The sequence below is a fragment of the Herbaspirillum sp. RV1423 genome, assembly GCF_000577615.1.
Taxonomy (GTDB): Bacteria; Pseudomonadota; Gammaproteobacteria; order Burkholderiales; family Burkholderiaceae_D; genus Herbaspirillum.
In genome coordinates this window covers 60,670-79,593 of sequence record NZ_CBXX010000009.1, presented here as the reverse complement: position 1 = coordinate 79,593, position 18,924 = coordinate 60,670, and the positions used below count along the sequence as shown (strand labels likewise).

The window sequence follows — 18,924 nt, the reverse complement described above, 5'->3', positions numbered from 1 at the left end:
ATGTTTTATTACGACATTAAATGCTACAGCAATTAATGTGCCTGTCTATATGCAATGCAAGATTAGATATTTCGCTTGCAAACGGTGCGACTTGGAAGGGATTTACAGTGCAGTGCACTACGAATGCGCCGACCGCGATCTTTCGCGGTGCAGGGACAAAGGGTAAGAAAAACGGGGGAAAAGCGCCTTCCGTCAGGCGGAAAACGTCTGCCGATGAACATTGGCGACAGCAAACAGGCGGAAATACATACTAATCCGCATGTTCTATTTGATGAGACGAACACAAATCGTTATTATTCTCATTAATTACAATTTCCATAAAAATCCTTACACCTGTTCGGCATACGCCGCTATCGCGGCTGGTATTGCTTTTCCTGTATTTCCCGCTTTTTCATCAAAAAAATCACCATGACCTCGCTCCGACTCCCCCGCGCCATTGCCGCACCCAACCGCTGCGCCGTTGCCATTGCTGCAGCACTCATGACACTGTCCGGCTCCGCCCATGCGCAGCAAACCGATGCCGGCGCCGATAGCGCCAACACCCTGGAAACCATCCAGGTCAGCGGCGACTGGCTCGGCACCGGCTTGCAAAGCGGTGTGAAGACGTATCCGGGCGCACGCACCGTGGTCAAAAAAGAGGAGATCGAACATACCGGTGCGATCAACATCGGCGATGTGATGCGCCGCATCCCGGGCGTGCAGGTTACCGATAACTCCGGCACCGCCGGCGGCGCGATGTCGCTCAATATCGGCGTGCGCGGCCTGGCCGGCCGCTATTCGCCGCGCTCCACGATCCTGCTCGACGGCATCCCGATGGCTTCTGCGCCCTATGGGCAACCGCAGATCTCGTTTGCGCCGGTCAGCCTGAACAACATTGAAGCGATCGACGTTGTGCGCGGCGGCGGCGCGGTGCGCTATGGCCCGCAAAACGTCGGCGGCATCATCAACTTCCGCACGCGCGCCATCCCGACCGCCCCCGGCATCACGGGCGACGCCAGCGTGCGCTACAACAGCTACGGCGAAGGCGGCTCGAGCACCCAATACAGCGCCTTTGCCGGCACCCAGCTCGACAACGGCCTCGGCCTCGCGATGCTGTATTCCGGCACGGACGGTTCCGGCTGGCGCGATAACAGCAATGAACGCATCAACGACTTCGCGCTGAAATTCCGCTATGAAATCAGCCCCAGTGCGGAGATCTACGGCAAGATCTCTTACTACGACGTCATGTCGCACACCCCGGGCGGACTGACGCCGGCGCAATACAATGCCGATCCGTTCCAGAACACGCGTACGCGCGACTACTGGAAGGGCAATCGCCAGGCGATCGACCTCGGTTACCTGAATACGATTTCCGATACGCAGGAATTTGAAATCCGTACCTACTACAACGAAAGCATGCGTGAAAGCGCGCTGATCGGTTCATCCACCACAACCCTGACGCATCAGCCGCGCTATTATCAGACCCTGGGCATCGAACCGCGCTTCACGCAACGTTTCACTACCGGCAAACTCACCAACGACGTTACCGTCGGTTACCGCTATATCCGCGAGCGCGGCCACGACGACAGCTTCAGCGAATCGATTGCGACCGGCGCCGTCGGCCCGACCAGCCGCTTCAACAACACCACCGACGCACACGCCGTCTATGTCGACGACAAGGTTTCGGTCGGTGCATGGCGCATTACGCCCGGGGTGCGCTTCGAACACATCAACTCCACGCGCCAGAGCACGGCCTCGGCCACCAAATTCGAAGTCACCAACAACAAGCCGCTGCCGTCGCTCAACATCGCCTATCTGTTCAATCCCGAACTGACATTGTTCACCAACTACAACACCTCGTTCGGCGTGGTGCAGAACACCCAGCTTACCGCGCAGTCGGCCGGCAATCCGCTTGCTCCGGAGCTGGCCAAGACGGTCGAAGCCGGCGCGCGCTGGAAGGACGGCAGGCTGTCGGCAGAGTTCACCTACTTCGATATCCGTTTCGACAATCAGATCATCAACGTCGGCACCGACCTGTACCAGAACATCGGCAAGACCAAGCATGACGGCGTGGAAACAGCCGTCGACTACACGTTCGACAAGGATGGCCTGTTGCGCGGCCTGAACGTCTACGCCAACTACACCTACACGCGCGCGCTGCAGGAATCGGGCGCCACCGCCGGGCTTGACGTGCCGTTCTACTCACGCACGACCGACACCATCGGCGCGCGCTACCAGACCGGTCCGTGGGGCATCAACCTGTCGACAACGCACCAGAGCCGGCAATTCTCCAACGAAGCCAACAGCATCGCCGAAACGACGGACGGCAAGGATGGAGAGATTCCGGGCTACCGCGTCTGGAATGCACAAGTGGACTGGAAGGTTCCTGACGCCAAAGGCTTCGACGTGATTGCAGGCGTCAACAACCTCACCGATCGCCGCTACTACACGCGCACCCGCGACGGCAATCAAGGCCGTATCGTCGGCGCACCGCGCACAATTTATGTGCAAGGCCGCTATTCGTTCTAGTTCCAGTTATCAGGACATCCGAAGTACGCAGCGCGACTGCGTACTTCGATGCGCCCACACGTCGACGCCCCTGCAATGAAAACGCCCCGCATTCCGGATACAAGGAGTGCGGGGCCGTATTGAGGCCGCGTCTTTTACGGCGTCGGGGTATATCGATACCGATCAGCGCCAGCCGCGATGCCAGCCGTATTGCGGATGATGCCAACCCCAACCGTAGTGCGCGTGATAAGCCCACACATAGCCGGGACCGGGCGAGGCGTAAGTCGGTTCCACGTAAACCACCCCGGGCGGCGCGACGTAGGCGGGGCGAATGGTGGGCGGCGTGACGACGCAGCCGCTGACGGCGGCAACGACGACCGCCGCCGACAGCAGTCCTGCCAATCTGATCAATCTGGTATGCATGTCATGTGCTCCTCTTCGGGAAACTGCGGTTACGGTTTCAACGCGGCAGTGCGGTCCATACAAGCCGGCGCACTGCCGCCGCTGCTCCCCTTAACGCCGGAAAGCCCGGGAACGGAGACGGGAAAGTTGTATTAATCTGTAAGCGAATTCAGCAATCCGTCAGATATCGTGGGCGTCAGATATCGTCGGCGTCCGTCGAGCGCGTCAGCGCCTCCCATCGCGACAATTCCGCCGTCAGTTCGTCGAGTTTCTCCCTCACCAATCCCAGTGCATCGCTGCCGAGCAGCAAATGCGCCGGCGGCGTCGGACTATCGACCAGTGTCAGCATCGCTTGCGCGGCCTTGCGCGGATCGCCCGGCTGCCTGCCGCTGCGTTCCCTGCGCGTCGTGCGGATGGGATCGAACAGCGCATCGTAGTCGGCGATGCTGCGCGGCGAGCGCACCATCGAGCGCCCCGCCCAGTCGGTGCGGAACGAACCCGGTGCGACCGCGGTGACGAAGACGTTGAAGGCTTTCAGTTCCTTGCCCAGCGTTTCCGAAATGCCCTCGAGCGCGAACTTGCTGCCGCAGTAATACGCAATGCCCGGCATCGTGATGAAGCCGCCCATCGAGGTGATGTTGATGATGTGGCCGCGCCGGCGGCGACGCATGAAAGGGACGAAGGACCTGGTCACGGCGACCGCGCCGAACACGTTGACGTCGAACTGGCGCCTGAGCGCATCCATGTCGGATTCCTCGAAGATGCCCTCATGTCCGTAACCGGCATTGTTGACCAGCACGTCGACGGCGCCGATGCTTGCGTCGACTTCAGGGACGATATTCTCCGCGGCGGCGAAATCGGTGACGTCGAGGATGCGCGCAAATGCGCGGCCGGGCTGCTGTGCATGGCGCGACTCGAACTCGCGGCAGGCGTCGCCGTTGCGCACGGTGCCGACGACGCGATGGCCGGCTTCGATGGCGGCGTCGGCGAGCGCGCGGCCGAAACCGCTGCTGACGCCGGTGATGAAGAAGGTCTTTGCTGCAGACATGGCATTTTCCTTTGCGGTGCGTTGAAGAACGGATGCCGCATTATCGATTTGCACCGCTGCCCGCAACTGCCGTTTTTTCTCCTATGTTTGCCTGATCCTCTGACGAACTGGAAAAACGTCGCAGAAAGTGGCAAAGTGGCCGCATTCCAGCTTGCCGGATCCGATGACATGACACAAGCTTCAACTCCCAAGGAAGTACGACGAGGCATGGTCGACCTGCTGGCGGCGCTGACGCCGCTGGAAGGCTACAACCTGTCGCCGCTGCCGGATGTGCGTTTCCTGCGCTCGAACCGTCCGCTGCGCCGCATGCCGGTGCTGTACGAGCCCGGCATCGTGATTGTCGCCCAGGGACGCAAGCGCGGCTATCTCGGATCGGAGGTGTATTTGTACGATGCCCAGCATTACCTGGCGGTATCGGTGCCGGTGCCGTTTTCGATGGAGACCGACGCCAGCGCCAAGGAACCGATGCTGGCGATCTACCTGCGCCTCGACTTCAATCTGGCGGCGCAACTGATGCTGCAGATCGACGAACGCGTCGGCCCCAGCGACGCCAGGCCGCGCGGCATGGTATCGACGCCGATGGAAGCGCAACTCGGCATATCGGTGCTGCGTTTCCTGGAAGCGATGCAGGATCCGCTGGAGGCGGCAGTGCTGGGTCCGTCGCTGGTGCGCGAGATCTACTTTCGCGTGCTGACCGGACAACAGGGAGGATCGATGCGCGCGGCGCTGACCATGCAGGGCCAGTTCGGCAAGATCTCGCGCGCCATCAGCATGATCCATCGCAGCTACGGCGAGACGCTCGACATCGACATGCTGGCGCAGGAAGCCGGCATGAGCGTGCCGACGTTCCACGCCCATTTCAAGACCGTGACCGACACCTCGCCAATGCAATACCTGAAGTCGACGCGGCTGCACCAGGCGCGCCTGCTGATGCTGCGCAACGACATGACGGCAGGCGCCGCCAGCGCACGCGTCGGCTACCAAAGTCCGTCGCAGTTCAGCCGCGAATTCAAACGCCTGTTCGGCCGCACGCCGGTCGATGAAGTAGAGCGCATGCGCAAGCGTTTCGCCATGCCGCCGCAGGATGAAGGCGCGCAGTTCGTCTCATCGCACTGAATGCCGCCATCAACGCAAGATGTTCAGGTGGCGCAAATGCTGCAACTATGTCCCTTGCAATTGTGCAGCACGCTGCTGCGGCCGGCGCCGGCGTGCGCCCCCGGTCCGGCGGCGCCCTGCCCCGCCAGTTGTTCGGCGCCGTTGCGCGGCCGCCAGCGTTCGGTGACCTGCAGGCCGACGCGGCCGCCGGTCAGCAGCGGCGCGGCGGTCGTATCCGTTTTGCAGTAAGGGCACGCCACCTGGCCATGCAGGGCCTGCATGCTCAGGAATTTCTCGAAGATGCCTTCGCAGTGGCTGCAGCGGATATCGTATAAGGGCATGTTCTCCTCCGGTGTGACGTTGATTCAATGCGCTGCCGTGCGGACGACGCTGCCGCCGTCCGCACATTCGGCAACTAGGGCTTGCGGCCCCAGTACGACTTGTCGTTGAGCATGCCCTTGGGCGTGATGTCCTGGTCGAAGATCGAGGTCGGCAAGGCCACCGTGCAGGCGCAGTTGGGAATGTCGACGATGCCGCCGATGCGTCCTTCCACCGGCGCCGCGGTCAGCAGCATGTAGGCCTGGCTGCCGGTGTAGCCGAAGTGCGTCAGGTAGTCGATCGCTTTCAGGCAAGCCTGGCGATAGGCGACCGTGGCGTCGAGGTAGTAGTTGACGCCGTTTTCGACGCTGATGCCTTCGAAGGTCAGCCATTGTTCGTAATGCGGCTTGACGATGCTGGGCATGAAGATCGGCGAGGTGATGTTGTACTTCGCCATGCCGCCCTTGATCAGGTCGAAGCCGACGTGGCTGACGCCGTCCATTTCGATCGCGCCGCAGAAGCCGATTTCGCCGTCGCCCTGCGAGAAGTGCAGGTCGCCCATCGAGAAGCCGGCGCCTTTGACGTAGACCGGGAAGAAAATCCGCGTGCCGGCCGACAAGTCCTTGATGTCGGTATTGCCGCCATGTTCGCGCGGCGGCACGGTGCGCGCCGCGATCTTGGCCATTTCGTCGAACTTGGCGCCGGTCAGGCCGCGCAAGACGGCGGTGCTCGGATCGGGCGGCTTGGCCAGGCCCTTGGCGGCCAGCGGCGCTTCGCGGCGATTCCACTCGGCCAGCAGGTCATGCGAGGGCAGACAACCCATCAGGCCGGGATGCGTCAGGCCGGCGATGCGCACGCCGGGGATATGGCGCGAAGTCGCATACAAACCCTTGAGGTCCCAGATCGCCTTGTCCGCGTCAGGAAAATAATCGGCCAGGAAGCCGCCGCCGTTTTCCTTGGAAAACACGCCCGAGAACCCGACCGGCGTCACCGGCTTGATATCGAGCAGGTCGATCACCAGCAGGTCGCCCGGCTCGGCGCCTTCGACGTGGAAAGGACCGGTCAGCGGATGCGCGCGCGTGAGGTCGACGTTCTTGACGTCGGAAACATCGTCGGTATCCTTGATCTGCGCGTCGAGGAAATCCAGCGATTCGATCAGTATCGATTCGCCCGGCTTGACCGACGACAGGAACGGCAGGTCGGGATGCCAGCGATTGTGTCCGAGCTCCGGTTGCTCCGCCAGCGGTACGCCGGGCTTGATCTTGAAGTGTTGCATGCGACTCTCCTTCTCGTGTGGAATGACGGTTATTCGTTGGGGATGCCAGGCACCGGACATTCCGGCGTGCCGGCGGTCTTGCGCGTGATCGCCTCGACCCTGGCGCGCGCGGCCTGCGGATCGTTGACCCAGGTCTTGTAGAAATCGAAAGGACAATCGGCCACGCCCGCCGCCGACTCGCCGGAATTGATCTTGCCGGTATAGCCGCGATGCAGCAGCTTGAACAGATGGTTCTGCGACTGCCAGTTGCGGCGCGCATCGCGGATCGCGCCGACCGACAGTTCGGCGTACTGGATGCCCATCTCTTCGGTCTCGCATTCGCCCAGCGTGCGGCCGTCGAAGCCGACAATCGCCGAGTGCCCGAAATAGGAATACACGCCGTCGAAACCGGCCGCGTTGGCGACGGCCACATAGACGTTGTTCATCCACGCCATCGCCTTGGCGACCAGCACCTGCTGGTCCTTGGCCGGATACATGTAGCCCTGGCAGCGCACGATCAGCTCGGCGCCCTTCATGGCGCAGTCGCGCCAGATTTCCGGATAATTGCCGTCGTCGCAGATGATCAGGCTGACCTTGAGGCCCTTGGGTCCGTCGCAGACATAGGTCGTGTCGCCCGGATACCAGCCTTCGATCGGCGTCCACGGCATGATCTTGCGGTACTTCTGCACGATCTCGCCCTGGTCGTTGATCAGGATCAGCGTGTTGTACGGCGCCTTGTGCGGATGTTCTTCATGGCGCTCGCCGGTCAGCGAGAACACGCCCCAGACGCCGGCGATGCGGCAGGCTTCCGAAAACACCCGGGTCTCTTCGCCGGGCACGGTGGCGGCGGTGTCGTACATTTCCTTCTCGTCGTACATGATGCCGTGCGTCGAGTACTCGGGAAAAATCACCAGATCGAGCCCGGGCAAACCCTGCTTCATGCCGACCAGCATGGCCGCGATCCTGTGGACGTTGTCCATCACCTCGGCGCGGTTGTGCAGGCGCGGCATCTTGTAATTGACGACCGCCACGCCTACCGCGTCCTTGCTGCTCGATATGTCCCCATGCCTCATGATGTTGCTCCTTTGCGCTAAAACTAAACGGACAGATATTTGCTGATGGTCGGCGCATCGACATTGGCGCGCGTGTCTTCGTAGACGAAGCGGCCCTTGTCGATCACCAGGAAACGGTCGGCGATTTCCAGCGTGAAGCTCAACACCTGCTCCGACACGATGATGGTGAGCTGGCGGATCTTGCGGATTTCCTTGAGACTGCGCGCGATGTCCTTGATGATGGACGGCTGGATGCCTTCGGTCGGCTCGTCCAGCAGCAGCACGCGCGGATTGGTCGCCAGCGCGCGTGCGATCGCCAGTTGCTGCTGCTGGCCGCCGGAGAGGTTGCCGCCCTTGCGGCCGCGCATGTCGTACAGCACCGGGAACAGCGCGTACAACTCGTCCGGCACCTTGCCGCGCGCCTCGGCGGCGAGGCCGGTCTGGATGTTTTCCAGCACCGTCATGCCGGGGAAGATCATGCGCCCCTGCGGCACATAAGCGACCCCGCGCGCGACGCGCTGATAGCTCTCCATCGCGCCGAGCTCGACGCCGTCGATCTTGATGCTGCCGTCGCGCAGCGGCAGGATGCCCATCAGCGTCTTGAACAGCGTGGTCTTTCCCATGCCGTTGCGGCCCATGACGGCGACGATTTCCTCCTTCGCCACCGACAGGTTGATGTCGTGGATGACGGCGCTCTGGCCATAGCCGGAGGCGAGGTTGGATACGTTGAACATGGCTGGCTCCGTGGATTAATTGGTGATTGACTCAGTGACCCAGATAGACATCAATGACTTTGGGATCCGACTGCACCTTGTCCATGCTGCCTTCGGCGAGGATCTTGCCCTGATGCAGCACGGTCACCTTGTGCGCGATGCTCTTGACGAAATCCATGTCGTGTTCGATCACCACCACCGAACGCCCCTGGCTGATGCGGCCCAGCAGTTGCGCGGTCTTTTCGCGCTCGGACACGCTCATGCCGGCTACCGGTTCGTCCAGCATCAGCAGTTCCGGCTCCTGCATCAGCAGCATGCCGATCTCCAGCCACTGCTTCTGGCCGTGCGACAGCAAGTCGGCCTGGGTATACAGATACTGGTCTAGGAAAATCTCGGCGGCCACCGATTCCACGCGCGCCACCACGTCCGGCGAGCGCTTGAACATCAGCGCGCCGAACACCTTGCGGCCGCGCGGAAACGACATCTCCAGGTTCTCGAACACGCTGAGGTTTTCATAGATCGACGGCGTCTGGAACTTGCGGCCGACGCCGACGCGCACGATGGCGTGCTCGCTCATCTTGGTCAGCTCGTGGTTGTTGAAGCGGATGCTGCCCGAGGTCGCCTGCGTCTTGCCGCAGATCAGGTCCAGCACGGTGGTCTTGCCGGCGCCGTTGGGGCCGATCACCACGCGCACTTCATTGCGCTGGACATACAGGTTGAGCTTGTCGACCGCCTTGAAGCCGTCGAAGGAAACCGTCAGGTCCTCGATCGCCAGCACCGGATGGTCGGTCGATTCGAATCCTATGGGTGCGTTGTTCATTTGCTGGCCTCCAGGTTGGCGCCGTCGATCGCGATCCCGGCGGCATCCGGTTTGACTGCTGTTTTCGCCTTTGCCGCGTCGGGCTCGTCGGCCGGGGCTGGTTTGCGCGTGAATGTCGCCAAAAACCTGGCCGCCAGGCGCTTGCCCTGCTTTTCGTACACGCCGGCCAGGCCGTTGGGGAAGTACATCACCACCGCGATGAACAGGCCGCCCATCAGGAACAGCCACAGCTCGGGAAAGGTTTCGGAGAAATAGGTCTTGCCGAAGTTGACCAGCAGCGTGCCGTACACCGCGCCGAGCAGCGACATGCGTCCGCCGACCGCCGCATAGATCACCATCTCGATCGACGGCACGATGCCGACGAAGGACGGCGACATGAAGCCGACCTGCAAGGTGAACATGGCGCCGCCGATGGCCGAGAACATCGCCGCCACGCAAAACACGAAGACCTTGAAACTGGCGACGTCGTAACCGGAAAAGCGCACGCGCTCTTCCTTGTCGCGCATCGCCATCAGCAGGCGGCCGAGCTTGGAGGTCAGGATGAAACGGCCGAACAGGATGCAGGCGAACAACAGGCCGGCATTGACGAAATACAGGATCATCTTGGCGCTGTCGGTGCGGATATCCCAGCCCATCAGCGTCTTCAGGTCGGTGATGCCGTTGACGCCGCCGGTCAGGCCCTGCTGGCCGATGATCAGGATCGACAGGATCGCCGCGATCGCCTGCGTCACGATGGAGAAATACACATCGCCGACGCGCCGCTTGAACATCGCCATGCCGATCACCAGCGCCAGCAGCGTCGGCACCGCCAGCACCGCCAGCACCGTGAAACTGAAGCTGTGGAAAGGCTGCCACATGGCCGGCAAGGAGGTGATCTGGTTCCAGTCCATGAAGTCGGGAATGCCGGGCGTGGACTGGATCTTGGTGCTGATCGGGTCGGACGCTTCCAGCTTCAGGAACATCGCCATGCAATAGCCGCCGACGCCGAAGAACACGCCCTGCCCGAGGCTGAGGATGCCGCCGTAACCCCAGCACAGCACCAGGCCGACGGCGACGAAGGCGTAGGACAGGTATTTGCCGACCAGGTTGAGACGGAAGATGTCCAGGCCCAGCGGAAACACCACCAGCAACAGGACTGCCAGTATCAGCAGTCCGGCCAGCCCGGATCTGCCTCCCAATATTTTTTCGTATGCTGCATTCATCGTTGAACCTCGCGGATGGGAAGTCTGGAAAACGTGGCGCTCATTTGCTCTACTTGCGCACGCGCACGGAGAACAATCCCTGCGGCCGCAGCATCAGGATCAGGATCACCGCCGACAGCGTCAGCACCTTGGCCATCGAGCCGGTCAGGAAGAACTCCGCGGTGGATTGCGTCTGCGCAATCGAGAAGGCCGAAGCGATCGTGCCGATCAGGCTCTGGGCGCCGCCGAACACCACCACCAGGAAGGTGTCGACGATGTACAGCGAGCCGCTGGTCGGCCCGGTCGAACCGATCGTGGTGAACGCCGCGCCGGCCACGCCCGCCACGCCGCAACCGAGCGCAAACGTGGTGCGGTCGACCTTGCGCGTGTTGATGCCGACGGCGCCGCTCATGACGCGGTTCTGCATCGTGGCGCGCACCTGCAAACCCCAGCGCGAGCGGAACAGCAGCACGAAGATGGTGCCGGTCAGCAAGACCGTCAGTCCCATCATGAACAGGCCGTTGATGGGAATGTCGATGTTCTCGGTCGGCTTGAACGAACCGAGCAGCCAGTCGGGCAAGGTGGCGCTGACCTCCTTGGCGCCGAAGATGGAACGGAAAGTCTGCTGCATCGCCAGGCTCAGGCCCCAGGTCGCCAGCAGCGTATCGAGCGGACGCTTGTACAGGCGGCTGATCAGCAGCAGCTCGGTGAGATAGCCAACGCCGTAGGCGACGATGAAGGACAGCACCACCGCGCCGAAGAAATAGAAAGGCTGCAGGCTGGGCGCGTAAGTCGTCGTCAGGTGCGAGAGCAGGTAGGTGATGTAGGCGCCGATGGTCAGGAATTCGCCATGCGCCATGTTGATCACGCCCATCTGCCCGAAGATGATGGCCAGGCCGAGCGCCATCAGCAGCAGGACGCAAAACACCGAGAGGCCGTTGAAGCCCTGCATGGCGAAGATGGCGCCGAATTCGGATAGAGAAACCATATTGACTCCCGCCCTGGGTGATGAAAAGGAAAATAAAAACCTTGAGTGCTTCAATTACGTGGGCGGCAGCGCCCGCATGTCACTACAGGCGCCGCCGCTTTGCTGCCAACAAATCAACTGCGATCGCCGAACCGGTTCTGCCGTCGTCCCGGCACACACCGGGCCCCAGCGGCGTTAACGCATCAAACTGCCCGGCGCTATCGCCTTCTTCACGACGCTGGGTCCTGACTTGCGTCAGGACGACAGCAAGACCGATGCACACCTCAACCACCACCGTCGTCCCGGCGCACGCCGGGACCCAGTGGCGTTGGCGCATCCCATTGCCCGGCGCTACGGCCTTCTTCACGACGCTGGGTCCTGACTTTCGTCAGGACGACGGATGTTGTGGTTGATGAGGCTTATTGATAACCCTTCGGGAAAGGATTCGGTTCGATCAGGTCCGATTCATAGATGACCTTGAACTGGCCGTCCTTCTGTGCTTCGCCGATGCGCGTCTTGCTCCACAGGTGATGGTTGGCGTGGACCTTGACGTAGCCTTCCGGCGCAGTCTTCAGTTCGATGCCGGGCGAGGCCGCGACCACCTTGTCGACGTCGAAGCTGCCGGCTTTTTCAACCGCGGCCTTCCACAGCCACGGGCCGAGGTAGGCCGCCTGCGTCACGTCGCCGATCACCGAATTGGCGCCGAACTTGGCCTTGAACTCGGCCACGAATTTCTTGTTGTTCGGATTGTCGAGGCTCTGGAAATACTTCATCGAGGCGAAGAAGCCTTCGACGTTTTCGCCGCCGATGCCGAGCATTTCATCTTCGGTGACCGAAATGGTCAGCAGGTTCTGCGTCTTGGCGGTGACGCCGGCCGCCTTCAACTGCTTGTAGAACGCGACGTTGCTGCCGCCGACCACGTCGGCGAAAATGACGTCAGGTTTTTTCAGCTTGATCTTGTTGATCAGCGAACCGAACTGGGTGTTGCCGAGCGGGTAGTACTCTTCGCCGACCACCGAACCCTTGAGCACGTTTTCGATGTGCTTGCGGGCGATCTTGTTGGAGGTGCGCGGCCAGATGTAGTCGGAACCGATCAGGAAGAAGGTCTTGGCCTTCTTTTCCTTGGCCACCCAGTTCAGGCCGGCCAGCACCTGTTGCGTGGCTTCCTGGCCGGTGTAGAAGACGTTCTTGGATTGCTCCAGGCCTTCATAGAAGGTCGGGTAGTAGAGCAGGCCGTTGTCCTTTTCGAACACCGGCAGCACGGCTTTGCGCGAGGCCGAAGTCCAGCAGCCGAAGACGGCGGCGACGTGGTCGTTCTCGAGCAGCTTCTTGGCTTTTTCGGCAAAGGTCGGCCAGTCGCTGGCGCCGTCTTCCTGGATGATCTTGATCTTGCGACCAAGGATGCCGCCCATCGAATTGATCTGGTCGATCGCCAGGCGTTCGGCCTGGATCGAACCGGTTTCGCTGATGGCCATCGTGCCGGTGGCGGAGTGCAACTGGCCGACGGTGACTTCGGTGTCGGTGATGGCCAGCTTGGTGGTGTTGATCTTGGCGGTCGGGAACTGCTGCGCCACGGCCAGGCCAGGGAGCGCCATGGCAGCACCGGCGGCGCCGGCAACGATGCCCATCATGATCTTGCGTCGTTGCGATGAAGGCGGTTTGGAAGAGGAACGGTGCGACATGCGGTACTCCTTTCGAGCGTTATTGGACGTTGTCGGGCTTATCAGGCCTGTCGGATTGGGCAGCTTCAAAACGAACCGAAAGACCGACCCATCTCCACCGCCGGCCGCCTGCATGCAGATGCAGTGCGGTACATGCGAGTGTTTTTCTCCCTGCCGGTTTGCTTTCCGCTCGTTCTGGGACGAAGAATAGGTTTTGCGATGCGGCGCAACAATACGTCGTTTAACGTAAAACCCGGGCGCCCGGGGAAGCACCCGCCCGCACAGGTTTCGCCCACGCGCGGCATGGTATTGGTGCGTTTTTGCGGCGGGCGCGTTGCCGCCGGTGAATTTCCTGCCCGCGCCGACGCTGCGTTTTGGTGAATCGGCGGCGCGGCGGCGTTTCGGCATACGTCATTTGACGTATGCCAGGACGGTGCGATTGGTTTGAAAATTGCTTCATGGAGAACGAGTTGCTCCTGCTGTCCACGAAGCCGGTCTTTTCCGCCCTGCAGCATCACGCGGGCAAATGCGGAGCAAGCTTCCGGTCCGGCGCAGCCTTCCCGATCAATGCGAGCAAAATGTGACCAATCCCGCCATCCAACGCATCGTCAAGGTCCGCCGCGACTACAACACCTGGGTTGCCAACGAAACCCTGGAAGACTACGCGCTGCGCTATACCCCGCGCTCGTTCAGGCGCTGGTCCGAGTTCCGCCTGGCCAACACCGCGCTGGGCGCGACCTCGTTCCTGGCGCTGGAGGCAATCAGCGGCGCCATCACGCTCAGTTATGGATTTACCAACACGTTCTGGGCCATCATGTGCGTGGTGGTGCTGTTCTTCCTGACCGGCCTGCCGATCAGCTATTACGCCGCCAGGTACGGCGTCGACATGGACCTGCTCACGCGCGGCGCCGGCTTCGGTTATATCGGTTCGACCATCACGTCGCTGATCTACGCCAGCTTCACCTTCATCTTCTTTGCGCTGGAAGCGGCCATCATGGCGCAGGCCATTGAAATCTATTTCGGCCTGCCGCTGGTGTACGGCTACGTGCTGTGTTCGCTGATCGTGATCCCGATGGTGGCGTACGGCATCACGCTGATCAACCGGCTGCAGATGTGGACGCAGCCGCTGTGGATCGTGCTGCTGCTGTTGCCCTACGCCTGCGTGCTGTACAAGGAGCCGGAAGCGTTGAGCAATCTCATCACCTTCACCGGTCGCGCCGAGGACGGCGGCTCGTTCAACATCCTGCTGTTCGGCGCAGCCGCGACGGTGGCGTTTTCGCTGATCGCGCAGATTGGCGAGCAGGTCGACTTCCTGCGCTTCCTGCCGGAGAAGACGCCGGCCAATCGCGGCCGCTGGTGGACCGCGCTGCTGCTGGCAGGACCGGGATGGATCCTGCTCGGCGGCGCCAAGATGCTGGGCGGCGCCTTGCTGGCCTTCCTCGCGATCCAGCACGAAGTACCGATGGGCAAGGCGGTCGAGCCGACCCAGATGTATCTGATCGGTTATCAATATGTGTTTTCCAATCCGGCCTGGGTGATGGCGGCGGTGGCGCTGTTCGTCATCGTGTCGCAGGTCAAGATCAACGTCACCAACGCCTATGCCGGTTCGCTGGCCTGGTCCAACTTCTTCGCGCGCCTGACGCACAGCCATCCGGGCCGCGTGGTGTGGCTGGTGTTCAACGTGCTGATCGCGGTGCTGCTGATGGAGCTGGGCGTGTTCAACGCGCTCGAGCATGTGCTGGCGCTGTACGGCCTGGTGGCGATTTCATGGATAGGCGCGGTGGTGTCGGACCTGGTGATCAACAAGCCGCTCAAGCTCAGCCCGGCGCACATCGAGTTCAAGCGCGCGCATCTGTACGACATCAATCCGGTCGGCGTCGGCGCCATGGCGATCGCCTCGATCCTGTCGGCCATCGCCATGTCCGGCGTGTTCGGCAAACTGGCGCATGCGCTGTCGCCCTTCATCGCCCTCGGCACGGCCCTGCTGGCGGCGCCGCTGATCGCGATCGCCACCAAAAGCCGCTACTACATTGCGCGTCACGATACCTTGCTCGAGCATCTGCATGCGCCGCACGACGCCTGCAACGCACACGCCGAACTCGATTGCGTGATCTGCGGCAACCGGTTTGAAATGCCCGACATGGCCCATTGCCCGGCCTACCAGGGCGCGATCTGTTCCTTGTGCTGTTCGCTCGACGCGCGCTGCAACGACCGCTGCAAGACGCCGGCGTCGCGCCTGCCGAATCAGATGTTCAATACGCTGAGCAGCTTTTTGCCGGCGCGCTTCACGCTCAAGCTGAACACGCGCATCGGCCATTACCTGATCGTCTTCAGCCTGCTTTCGGGCGGCCTGGCGGTGGTGCTGTGGATGCTCTACTTCCAGCAGATGGCCGGCATCTCCGGCCTGACGCCGAGCGGTCCCGATTCCATCCAGAGCATCTTCATCAAGCTGTTCTGCACCTTGCTGGTGTTGATCGGCGTCGGCTCGTGGTGGCTGATCCTGACCAACGAAAGCCGCAGCGTCGCGCATGAGGAATCGGAACGCCAGACCAACCTGCTGCTGCAGGAAATCGAGGCGCACAAACAGACCGACGCCGAACTGCAGCGCGCCAAGGAAGCCGCCGAGTCCGCCAATCTGGCCAAGAGCCGCTTCGTCACCGGCATGAGCCACGAGTTGCGCACGCCCTTGAACAGCATCCTCGGCTATGCGCAGATCCTGCATGTCGACGCCACCATCCCGCCGGCGCGCAAGGATGCGATCGCGGTGATCCGCCGCAGCGGCGAGCATTTGCTGAGCCTGATCGACGGCCTGCTCGACATCGCCAAGATCGAGGCCGGCAAGATGCGGCTGGCGTCGGACGAACTGGCGCTGTCCGAATTCCTCGACCAGATCGCCGAGATGTTCGCGCCGCAGGCGGAGCAGAAGGGATTGAGTTTCCGCTTCGAGAAGACCGGACGCATTCCGCATATCGTCCACGCCGACCAGAAGCGCCTGCGCCAGATCCTGATCAACCTGCTCGGCAACGCCGTCAAGTTTACCGACCGCGGCGGCATCACGGTACGCGTGCGCTACGTGCGCGAGATCGCCTACTTCGACATCATCGACACCGGCATCGGCATTGCCGACGACGACCTCGAACGCATCTTCCTGCCGTTCGAACGCAGCAATGCCGCCAACCTGCGCGAAGACATCGGCACCGGCCTCGGCCTGGCGATCAGCAGCATGCTGACCCACATCATGGGCGGCGAACTGGCGGTCAAGAGCAAGGTCGGGGCAGGCAGCAGCTTCCACCTGAAAATCTATCTGCCGGAAGTCCACGTACCGCGCCCGCGTCTCAAACTGGAAGACCAGATGTCGGGTTACGTCGGTCCGTGCAAACGCGTGCTGGTGGTCGACGACCAGGCCTCGCAACGATTGCTGCTCAAGGAAATGCTGCGGCCTCTCGGCTTCGAGATCATCGAAGCCGACGGCGGCATCGCCTGCCTCGAAGAGCTGACGCGGCAGATACCGGACCTGGTGCTGCTCGACATCGCCATGCCGCTGATGGACGGCTGGTCGGTGGCGCGTGCGATCCGGGCGCGCGGCCTGGTGCAGTTGCCGATCGTCTTCGTCTCCGCCAATGCCTTCGAAAGCGCGCACGAACGCGTCGACCCGCCGCTGTACAACGACTTCGTGGTCAAGCCGATTTCCTATAATGAATTGCTGTCCAAGATCAAACTGCATCTGCAGATCGATTGGGTATCCTTGCCGACGCCCGTAAGCGAATCGCCCCCGCTGGAGTCCAAGCCCATGATGCTGGTGCCCTCGCAGGAAAAACTGCACGCCCTGCTGGAACTGGGCGCCATCGGCTACGCCAAGGGCATCCTGAAAAAACTCGACGACATGGAACAGCAGAATTCCGCCTACCTGCCGTTCACCACCGAATTGCGGCAACTGGTCAAGCAGTTCCGCCTCAACGAATATGTCACCCGTATCAAGGAGATGATCCGCCATGATGTCAACAACGTTCGATAGGCATGTCGTCCTGATCGTCGACGACAAGCCGGACAACCTGGCCATGCTGTCCGACTCGCTCGACGAAAGCGGCCACATCGTGCTGGTGGCGACCGACGGCATCAGCGCGCTGGAGCGGCTCGACTACATCACGCCGGACCTGATCCTGCTCGACGCCGTCATGCCCGGCATCGACGGCTTCGAGACCTGCAAGCGCATCAAGCTGCTCAAGAGCATGAACCATGTGCCGGTGGTGTTCATGACCGGCCTGACCGAGACCGAACATGTGGTGCGCGGCTTCGAGGTCGGCGGCATCGATTACGTGACCAAGCCGATCAAACCGCAGGAAGTGGTGGCGCGCATCGGCGCGCACATCAAGACCGCGCGCATGATGTCGCAGGCGCGCGGCATGCTCGAACACGCGGCGCACGCCGTGATCGTCCTCGGCGGCAACGGCCTGCCGTTATGGCAGACCAGCAAGGCCTCGATGTGGCTGGAAAAATACTTTCCGGTCAACATGCATGCCAATGGCGCCAGCCACAAACTGCCGGCGCCGCTGCAATCCTGGCTCAACGAAAGCCTGGTGCGCCAGCGCCAGGGCAGCGGCGACATCCGGCCGCTGGTCGTGACGCAAGGCGGCAGCGAACTGCGTATCGCACTGTCGGCGGCGGGCCAGGGACATGAAATCACGCTGCTGCTGGAAGAAAAAAACAGTCCCTCCGACGACCTGCCATCCATATCGTCGCCGTCGTCCGCAACGGAAGCGGTCAATCCGCTGGCGCTGGAAAACTATCACCTGACGCCGCGCGAAAGCGACGTGCTGATGTGGCTGGGCAAGGGCAAGACCAACCGCGACATCGCCGAGATCCTCGGCATGAGTCCGCGCACGGTCAACAAACATCTCGAACACATCTTCATCAAACTCGGCGTGGAGACGCGCTCGGCGGCGGCGGTACTGGCCAGCGGCGCGCAGCAGGCGGCGCCGAGGAACAGCGGCTTGCTGCAGTAACTTGCGCGCTGCAGATCAACCGGCCGCCAGGCGCGATCCGGCAACGCGTGCGCCGTCCCAGAACGCGCCGTCGCCGCGCACCGTGGTGCGGTTCAGGATGCGCCGCTGCGAAGGAGACAGCGGCGTGGCCCGGTGCGCGATGCGGAAGTTGTCTGCAACGACGAAGTCGCCGGCCTGCCATTGATGGCGATACACCGCGCCCTCCCTTGAGAAATGGCTATCGATGGCGGCAATCAACGCCGCCGATTCTTCGCGCCCCATTCCCACAATGCCAGCGGTCAAACCGATGTTGAGATAAAGTCCGGCGACACCCGTGCGCGGATGCGGTATGACCAAAGGATGCAGCACGCCATTGCGATGCATGGTCTGCAGATCCCTGACCTGTGCCTTGATCTGTTCAGGCAGGCTGCGATACGCCGCCTGCAAATCGACAAACCAGGTATCCCCTCCTTGCTCGGGCTGGACTTCCAGATGCCACACCGAGATCGGCGTCGGCACGGTCCGGAAGGAACCGTCTGAATGCCAGTAGCGGCCGACCTCCGTATGGCCGTCGGCGGCGCGGCTGGCGACGCGAAAGATTTGCGGATAGCCGGGAATCTGGCTCGGCGTCGGCGGGAAGGTTTCCAGCGCGCCGAACACTTCTGACGCTGCGATTTGCGCCTGCGGATCGAGCGCCTGCGCCGGCACCACCAACAGACCATGCTCCAGCAGCGCTACGCGCAGCGTTTCCCGCGCGCCGGCGTCCAGGCCGGTCAAATCGATATCTTCAATACGGGCGCCGAAGCCGGCCGCCATGGGAATGACGTTCACGATGATTCCTTTCTCTCTCCACGCGAAGCAGCCGGCTCCGCGTACAAAATGGCCCGGCGATTTCGGCCCGGCGGCGATCGCTTCGATGCGATTGATGGCGTCATTTTCGTGC

Annotated in this window: 15 protein-coding genes; 4 read left to right on the top strand and 11 right to left on the bottom strand. The window is 62.0% G+C overall.

Features of this window, described 5'->3' with window-relative positions; all coding sequences use genetic code 11:
* The first annotated feature begins 408 nt into the window (after positions 1-408).
* Positions 409-2,508 (top strand): TonB-dependent siderophore receptor, encoded by a 2,100-nt coding sequence (locus RV1423_RS11445; RefSeq protein ID WP_034296643.1) that lies wholly within the window; start codon positions 409-411, stop codon positions 2,506-2,508.
* A 162-nt stretch (positions 2,509-2,670) separates the two neighbouring features.
* Here RV1423_RS11445 and RV1423_RS11440 read toward each other — a convergent pair whose 3' ends face one another.
* Complete coding sequence (locus RV1423_RS11440) at positions 2,671-2,910, bottom strand: hypothetical protein (protein WP_197034925.1); 240 nt, start codon at positions 2,908-2,910, stop codon at positions 2,671-2,673.
* A gap of 175 nt (positions 2,911-3,085) precedes the next feature.
* A complete protein-coding gene (locus RV1423_RS11435; RefSeq protein ID WP_034296641.1) occupies positions 3,086-3,937 on the bottom strand; it encodes an oxidoreductase in 852 nt (283 codons plus the stop codon).
* A 168-nt stretch (positions 3,938-4,105) separates the two neighbouring features.
* Here RV1423_RS11435 and RV1423_RS11430 point away from each other — a divergent pair, with 168 nt between their 5' ends.
* Positions 4,106-5,053, top strand: a complete 948-nt coding sequence (locus RV1423_RS11430; protein ID WP_034296732.1) for an AraC family transcriptional regulator — start codon at positions 4,106-4,108, stop codon at positions 5,051-5,053.
* A 23-nt stretch (positions 5,054-5,076) separates the two neighbouring features.
* On the opposite strand, the gene RV1423_RS11425 is transcribed toward RV1423_RS11430, so the two are convergent.
* The 8 genes from RV1423_RS11425 to urtA form a co-directional block, all read right to left on the bottom strand.
* Positions 5,077-5,373 (bottom strand): FmdB family zinc ribbon protein, encoded by a 297-nt coding sequence (locus RV1423_RS11425; protein ID WP_034296639.1) that lies wholly within the window; start codon positions 5,371-5,373, stop codon positions 5,077-5,079.
* 74 nt (positions 5,374-5,447) lie between these two features.
* On the bottom strand, positions 5,448-6,626 hold the full coding sequence (gene fmdA / locus RV1423_RS11420; RefSeq protein WP_034296637.1) for a formamidase: 1,179 nt from the start codon (positions 6,624-6,626) through the stop codon (positions 5,448-5,450).
* Positions 6,627-6,655: 29 nt separating this feature from the next.
* Entirely contained in the window at positions 6,656-7,678 is a 1,023-nt protein-coding gene (locus RV1423_RS11415; protein WP_034296635.1) for an aliphatic amidase, read from the bottom strand.
* Between the two features lie 23 nt (positions 7,679-7,701).
* The gene (gene urtE / locus RV1423_RS11410; protein ID WP_034296632.1) at positions 7,702-8,391 is read right to left on the bottom strand and encodes an urea ABC transporter ATP-binding subunit UrtE; all 690 of its coding nucleotides are present in this window, start codon (positions 8,389-8,391) and stop codon (positions 7,702-7,704) included.
* A gap of 31 nt (positions 8,392-8,422) precedes the next feature.
* Positions 8,423-9,190 (bottom strand): urea ABC transporter ATP-binding protein UrtD, encoded by a 768-nt coding sequence (gene urtD, locus RV1423_RS11405; protein ID WP_034296630.1) that lies wholly within the window; start codon positions 9,188-9,190, stop codon positions 8,423-8,425.
* A complete protein-coding gene (gene urtC, locus RV1423_RS11400; protein ID WP_034296627.1) occupies positions 9,187-10,392 on the bottom strand; it encodes an urea ABC transporter permease subunit UrtC in 1,206 nt (401 codons plus the stop codon). Before urtC ends, urtD begins: the two co-directional genes overlap by 4 nt.
* A 49-nt stretch (positions 10,393-10,441) precedes the next feature.
* Positions 10,442-11,359, bottom strand: a complete 918-nt coding sequence (urtB, locus tag RV1423_RS11395) for an urea ABC transporter permease subunit UrtB (RefSeq protein ID WP_034296625.1) — start codon at positions 11,357-11,359, stop codon at positions 10,442-10,444.
* Between the two features lie 398 nt (positions 11,360-11,757).
* A complete protein-coding gene (urtA, locus tag RV1423_RS11385) occupies positions 11,758-13,020 on the bottom strand; it encodes an urea ABC transporter substrate-binding protein (protein ID WP_034296621.1) in 1,263 nt (420 codons plus the stop codon).
* Between the two features lie 559 nt (positions 13,021-13,579).
* On the opposite strand from urtA, the gene RV1423_RS11380 reads away from it, so the two are divergent.
* Both RV1423_RS11380 and RV1423_RS11375 read left to right on the top strand, forming a co-directional pair.
* On the top strand, positions 13,580-17,014 hold the full coding sequence (locus tag RV1423_RS11380) for an ATP-binding protein (protein WP_034296618.1): 3,435 nt from the start codon (positions 13,580-13,582) through the stop codon (positions 17,012-17,014).
* Positions 16,992-18,002, top strand: coding sequence for a response regulator transcription factor (locus tag RV1423_RS11375; RefSeq protein ID WP_034296616.1), 1,011 nt, complete (start codon positions 16,992-16,994; stop codon positions 18,000-18,002). Before RV1423_RS11380 ends, RV1423_RS11375 begins: the two co-directional genes overlap by 23 nt.
* Positions 18,003-18,017: 15 nt before the next feature.
* Here RV1423_RS11375 and RV1423_RS11370 read toward each other — a convergent pair whose 3' ends face one another.
* Positions 18,018-18,812, bottom strand: coding sequence for a TauD/TfdA family dioxygenase (locus tag RV1423_RS11370; protein WP_197034924.1), 795 nt, complete (start codon positions 18,810-18,812; stop codon positions 18,018-18,020).
* Positions 18,813-18,924: the final 112 nt, after the last annotated feature.

Coding starts and splice junctions, on each gene's coding strand:
- RV1423_RS11445 (WP_034296643.1), top strand. CDS start 409: ATGACCTCGCTCCGACTCCCCCGCGCCATTGCCGCACCCAACCGCTGC.
- RV1423_RS11440 (WP_197034925.1), bottom strand. CDS start 2,910: ATGCATACCAGATTGATCAGATTGGCAGGACTGCTGTCGGCGGCGGTC.
- RV1423_RS11435 (WP_034296641.1), bottom strand. CDS start 3,937: ATGTCTGCAGCAAAGACCTTCTTCATCACCGGCGTCAGCAGCGGTTTC.
- RV1423_RS11430 (WP_034296732.1), top strand. CDS start 4,106: ATGACACAAGCTTCAACTCCCAAGGAAGTACGACGAGGCATGGTCGAC.
- RV1423_RS11425 (WP_034296639.1), bottom strand. CDS start 5,373: ATGCCCTTATACGATATCCGCTGCAGCCACTGCGAAGGCATCTTCGAG.
- fmdA (WP_034296637.1), bottom strand. CDS start 6,626: ATGCAACACTTCAAGATCAAGCCCGGCGTACCGCTGGCGGAGCAACCG.
- RV1423_RS11415 (WP_034296635.1), bottom strand. CDS start 7,678: ATGAGGCATGGGGACATATCGAGCAGCAAGGACGCGGTAGGCGTGGCG.
- urtE (WP_034296632.1), bottom strand. CDS start 8,391: ATGTTCAACGTATCCAACCTCGCCTCCGGCTATGGCCAGAGCGCCGTC.
- urtD (WP_034296630.1), bottom strand. CDS start 9,190: ATGAACAACGCACCCATAGGATTCGAATCGACCGACCATCCGGTGCTG.
- urtC (WP_034296627.1), bottom strand. CDS start 10,392: ATGAATGCAGCATACGAAAAAATATTGGGAGGCAGATCCGGGCTGGCC.
- urtB (WP_034296625.1), bottom strand. CDS start 11,359: ATGGTTTCTCTATCCGAATTCGGCGCCATCTTCGCCATGCAGGGCTTC.
- urtA (WP_034296621.1), bottom strand. CDS start 13,020: ATGTCGCACCGTTCCTCTTCCAAACCGCCTTCATCGCAACGACGCAAG.
- RV1423_RS11375 (WP_034296616.1), top strand. CDS start 16,992: ATGATGTCAACAACGTTCGATAGGCATGTCGTCCTGATCGTCGACGAC.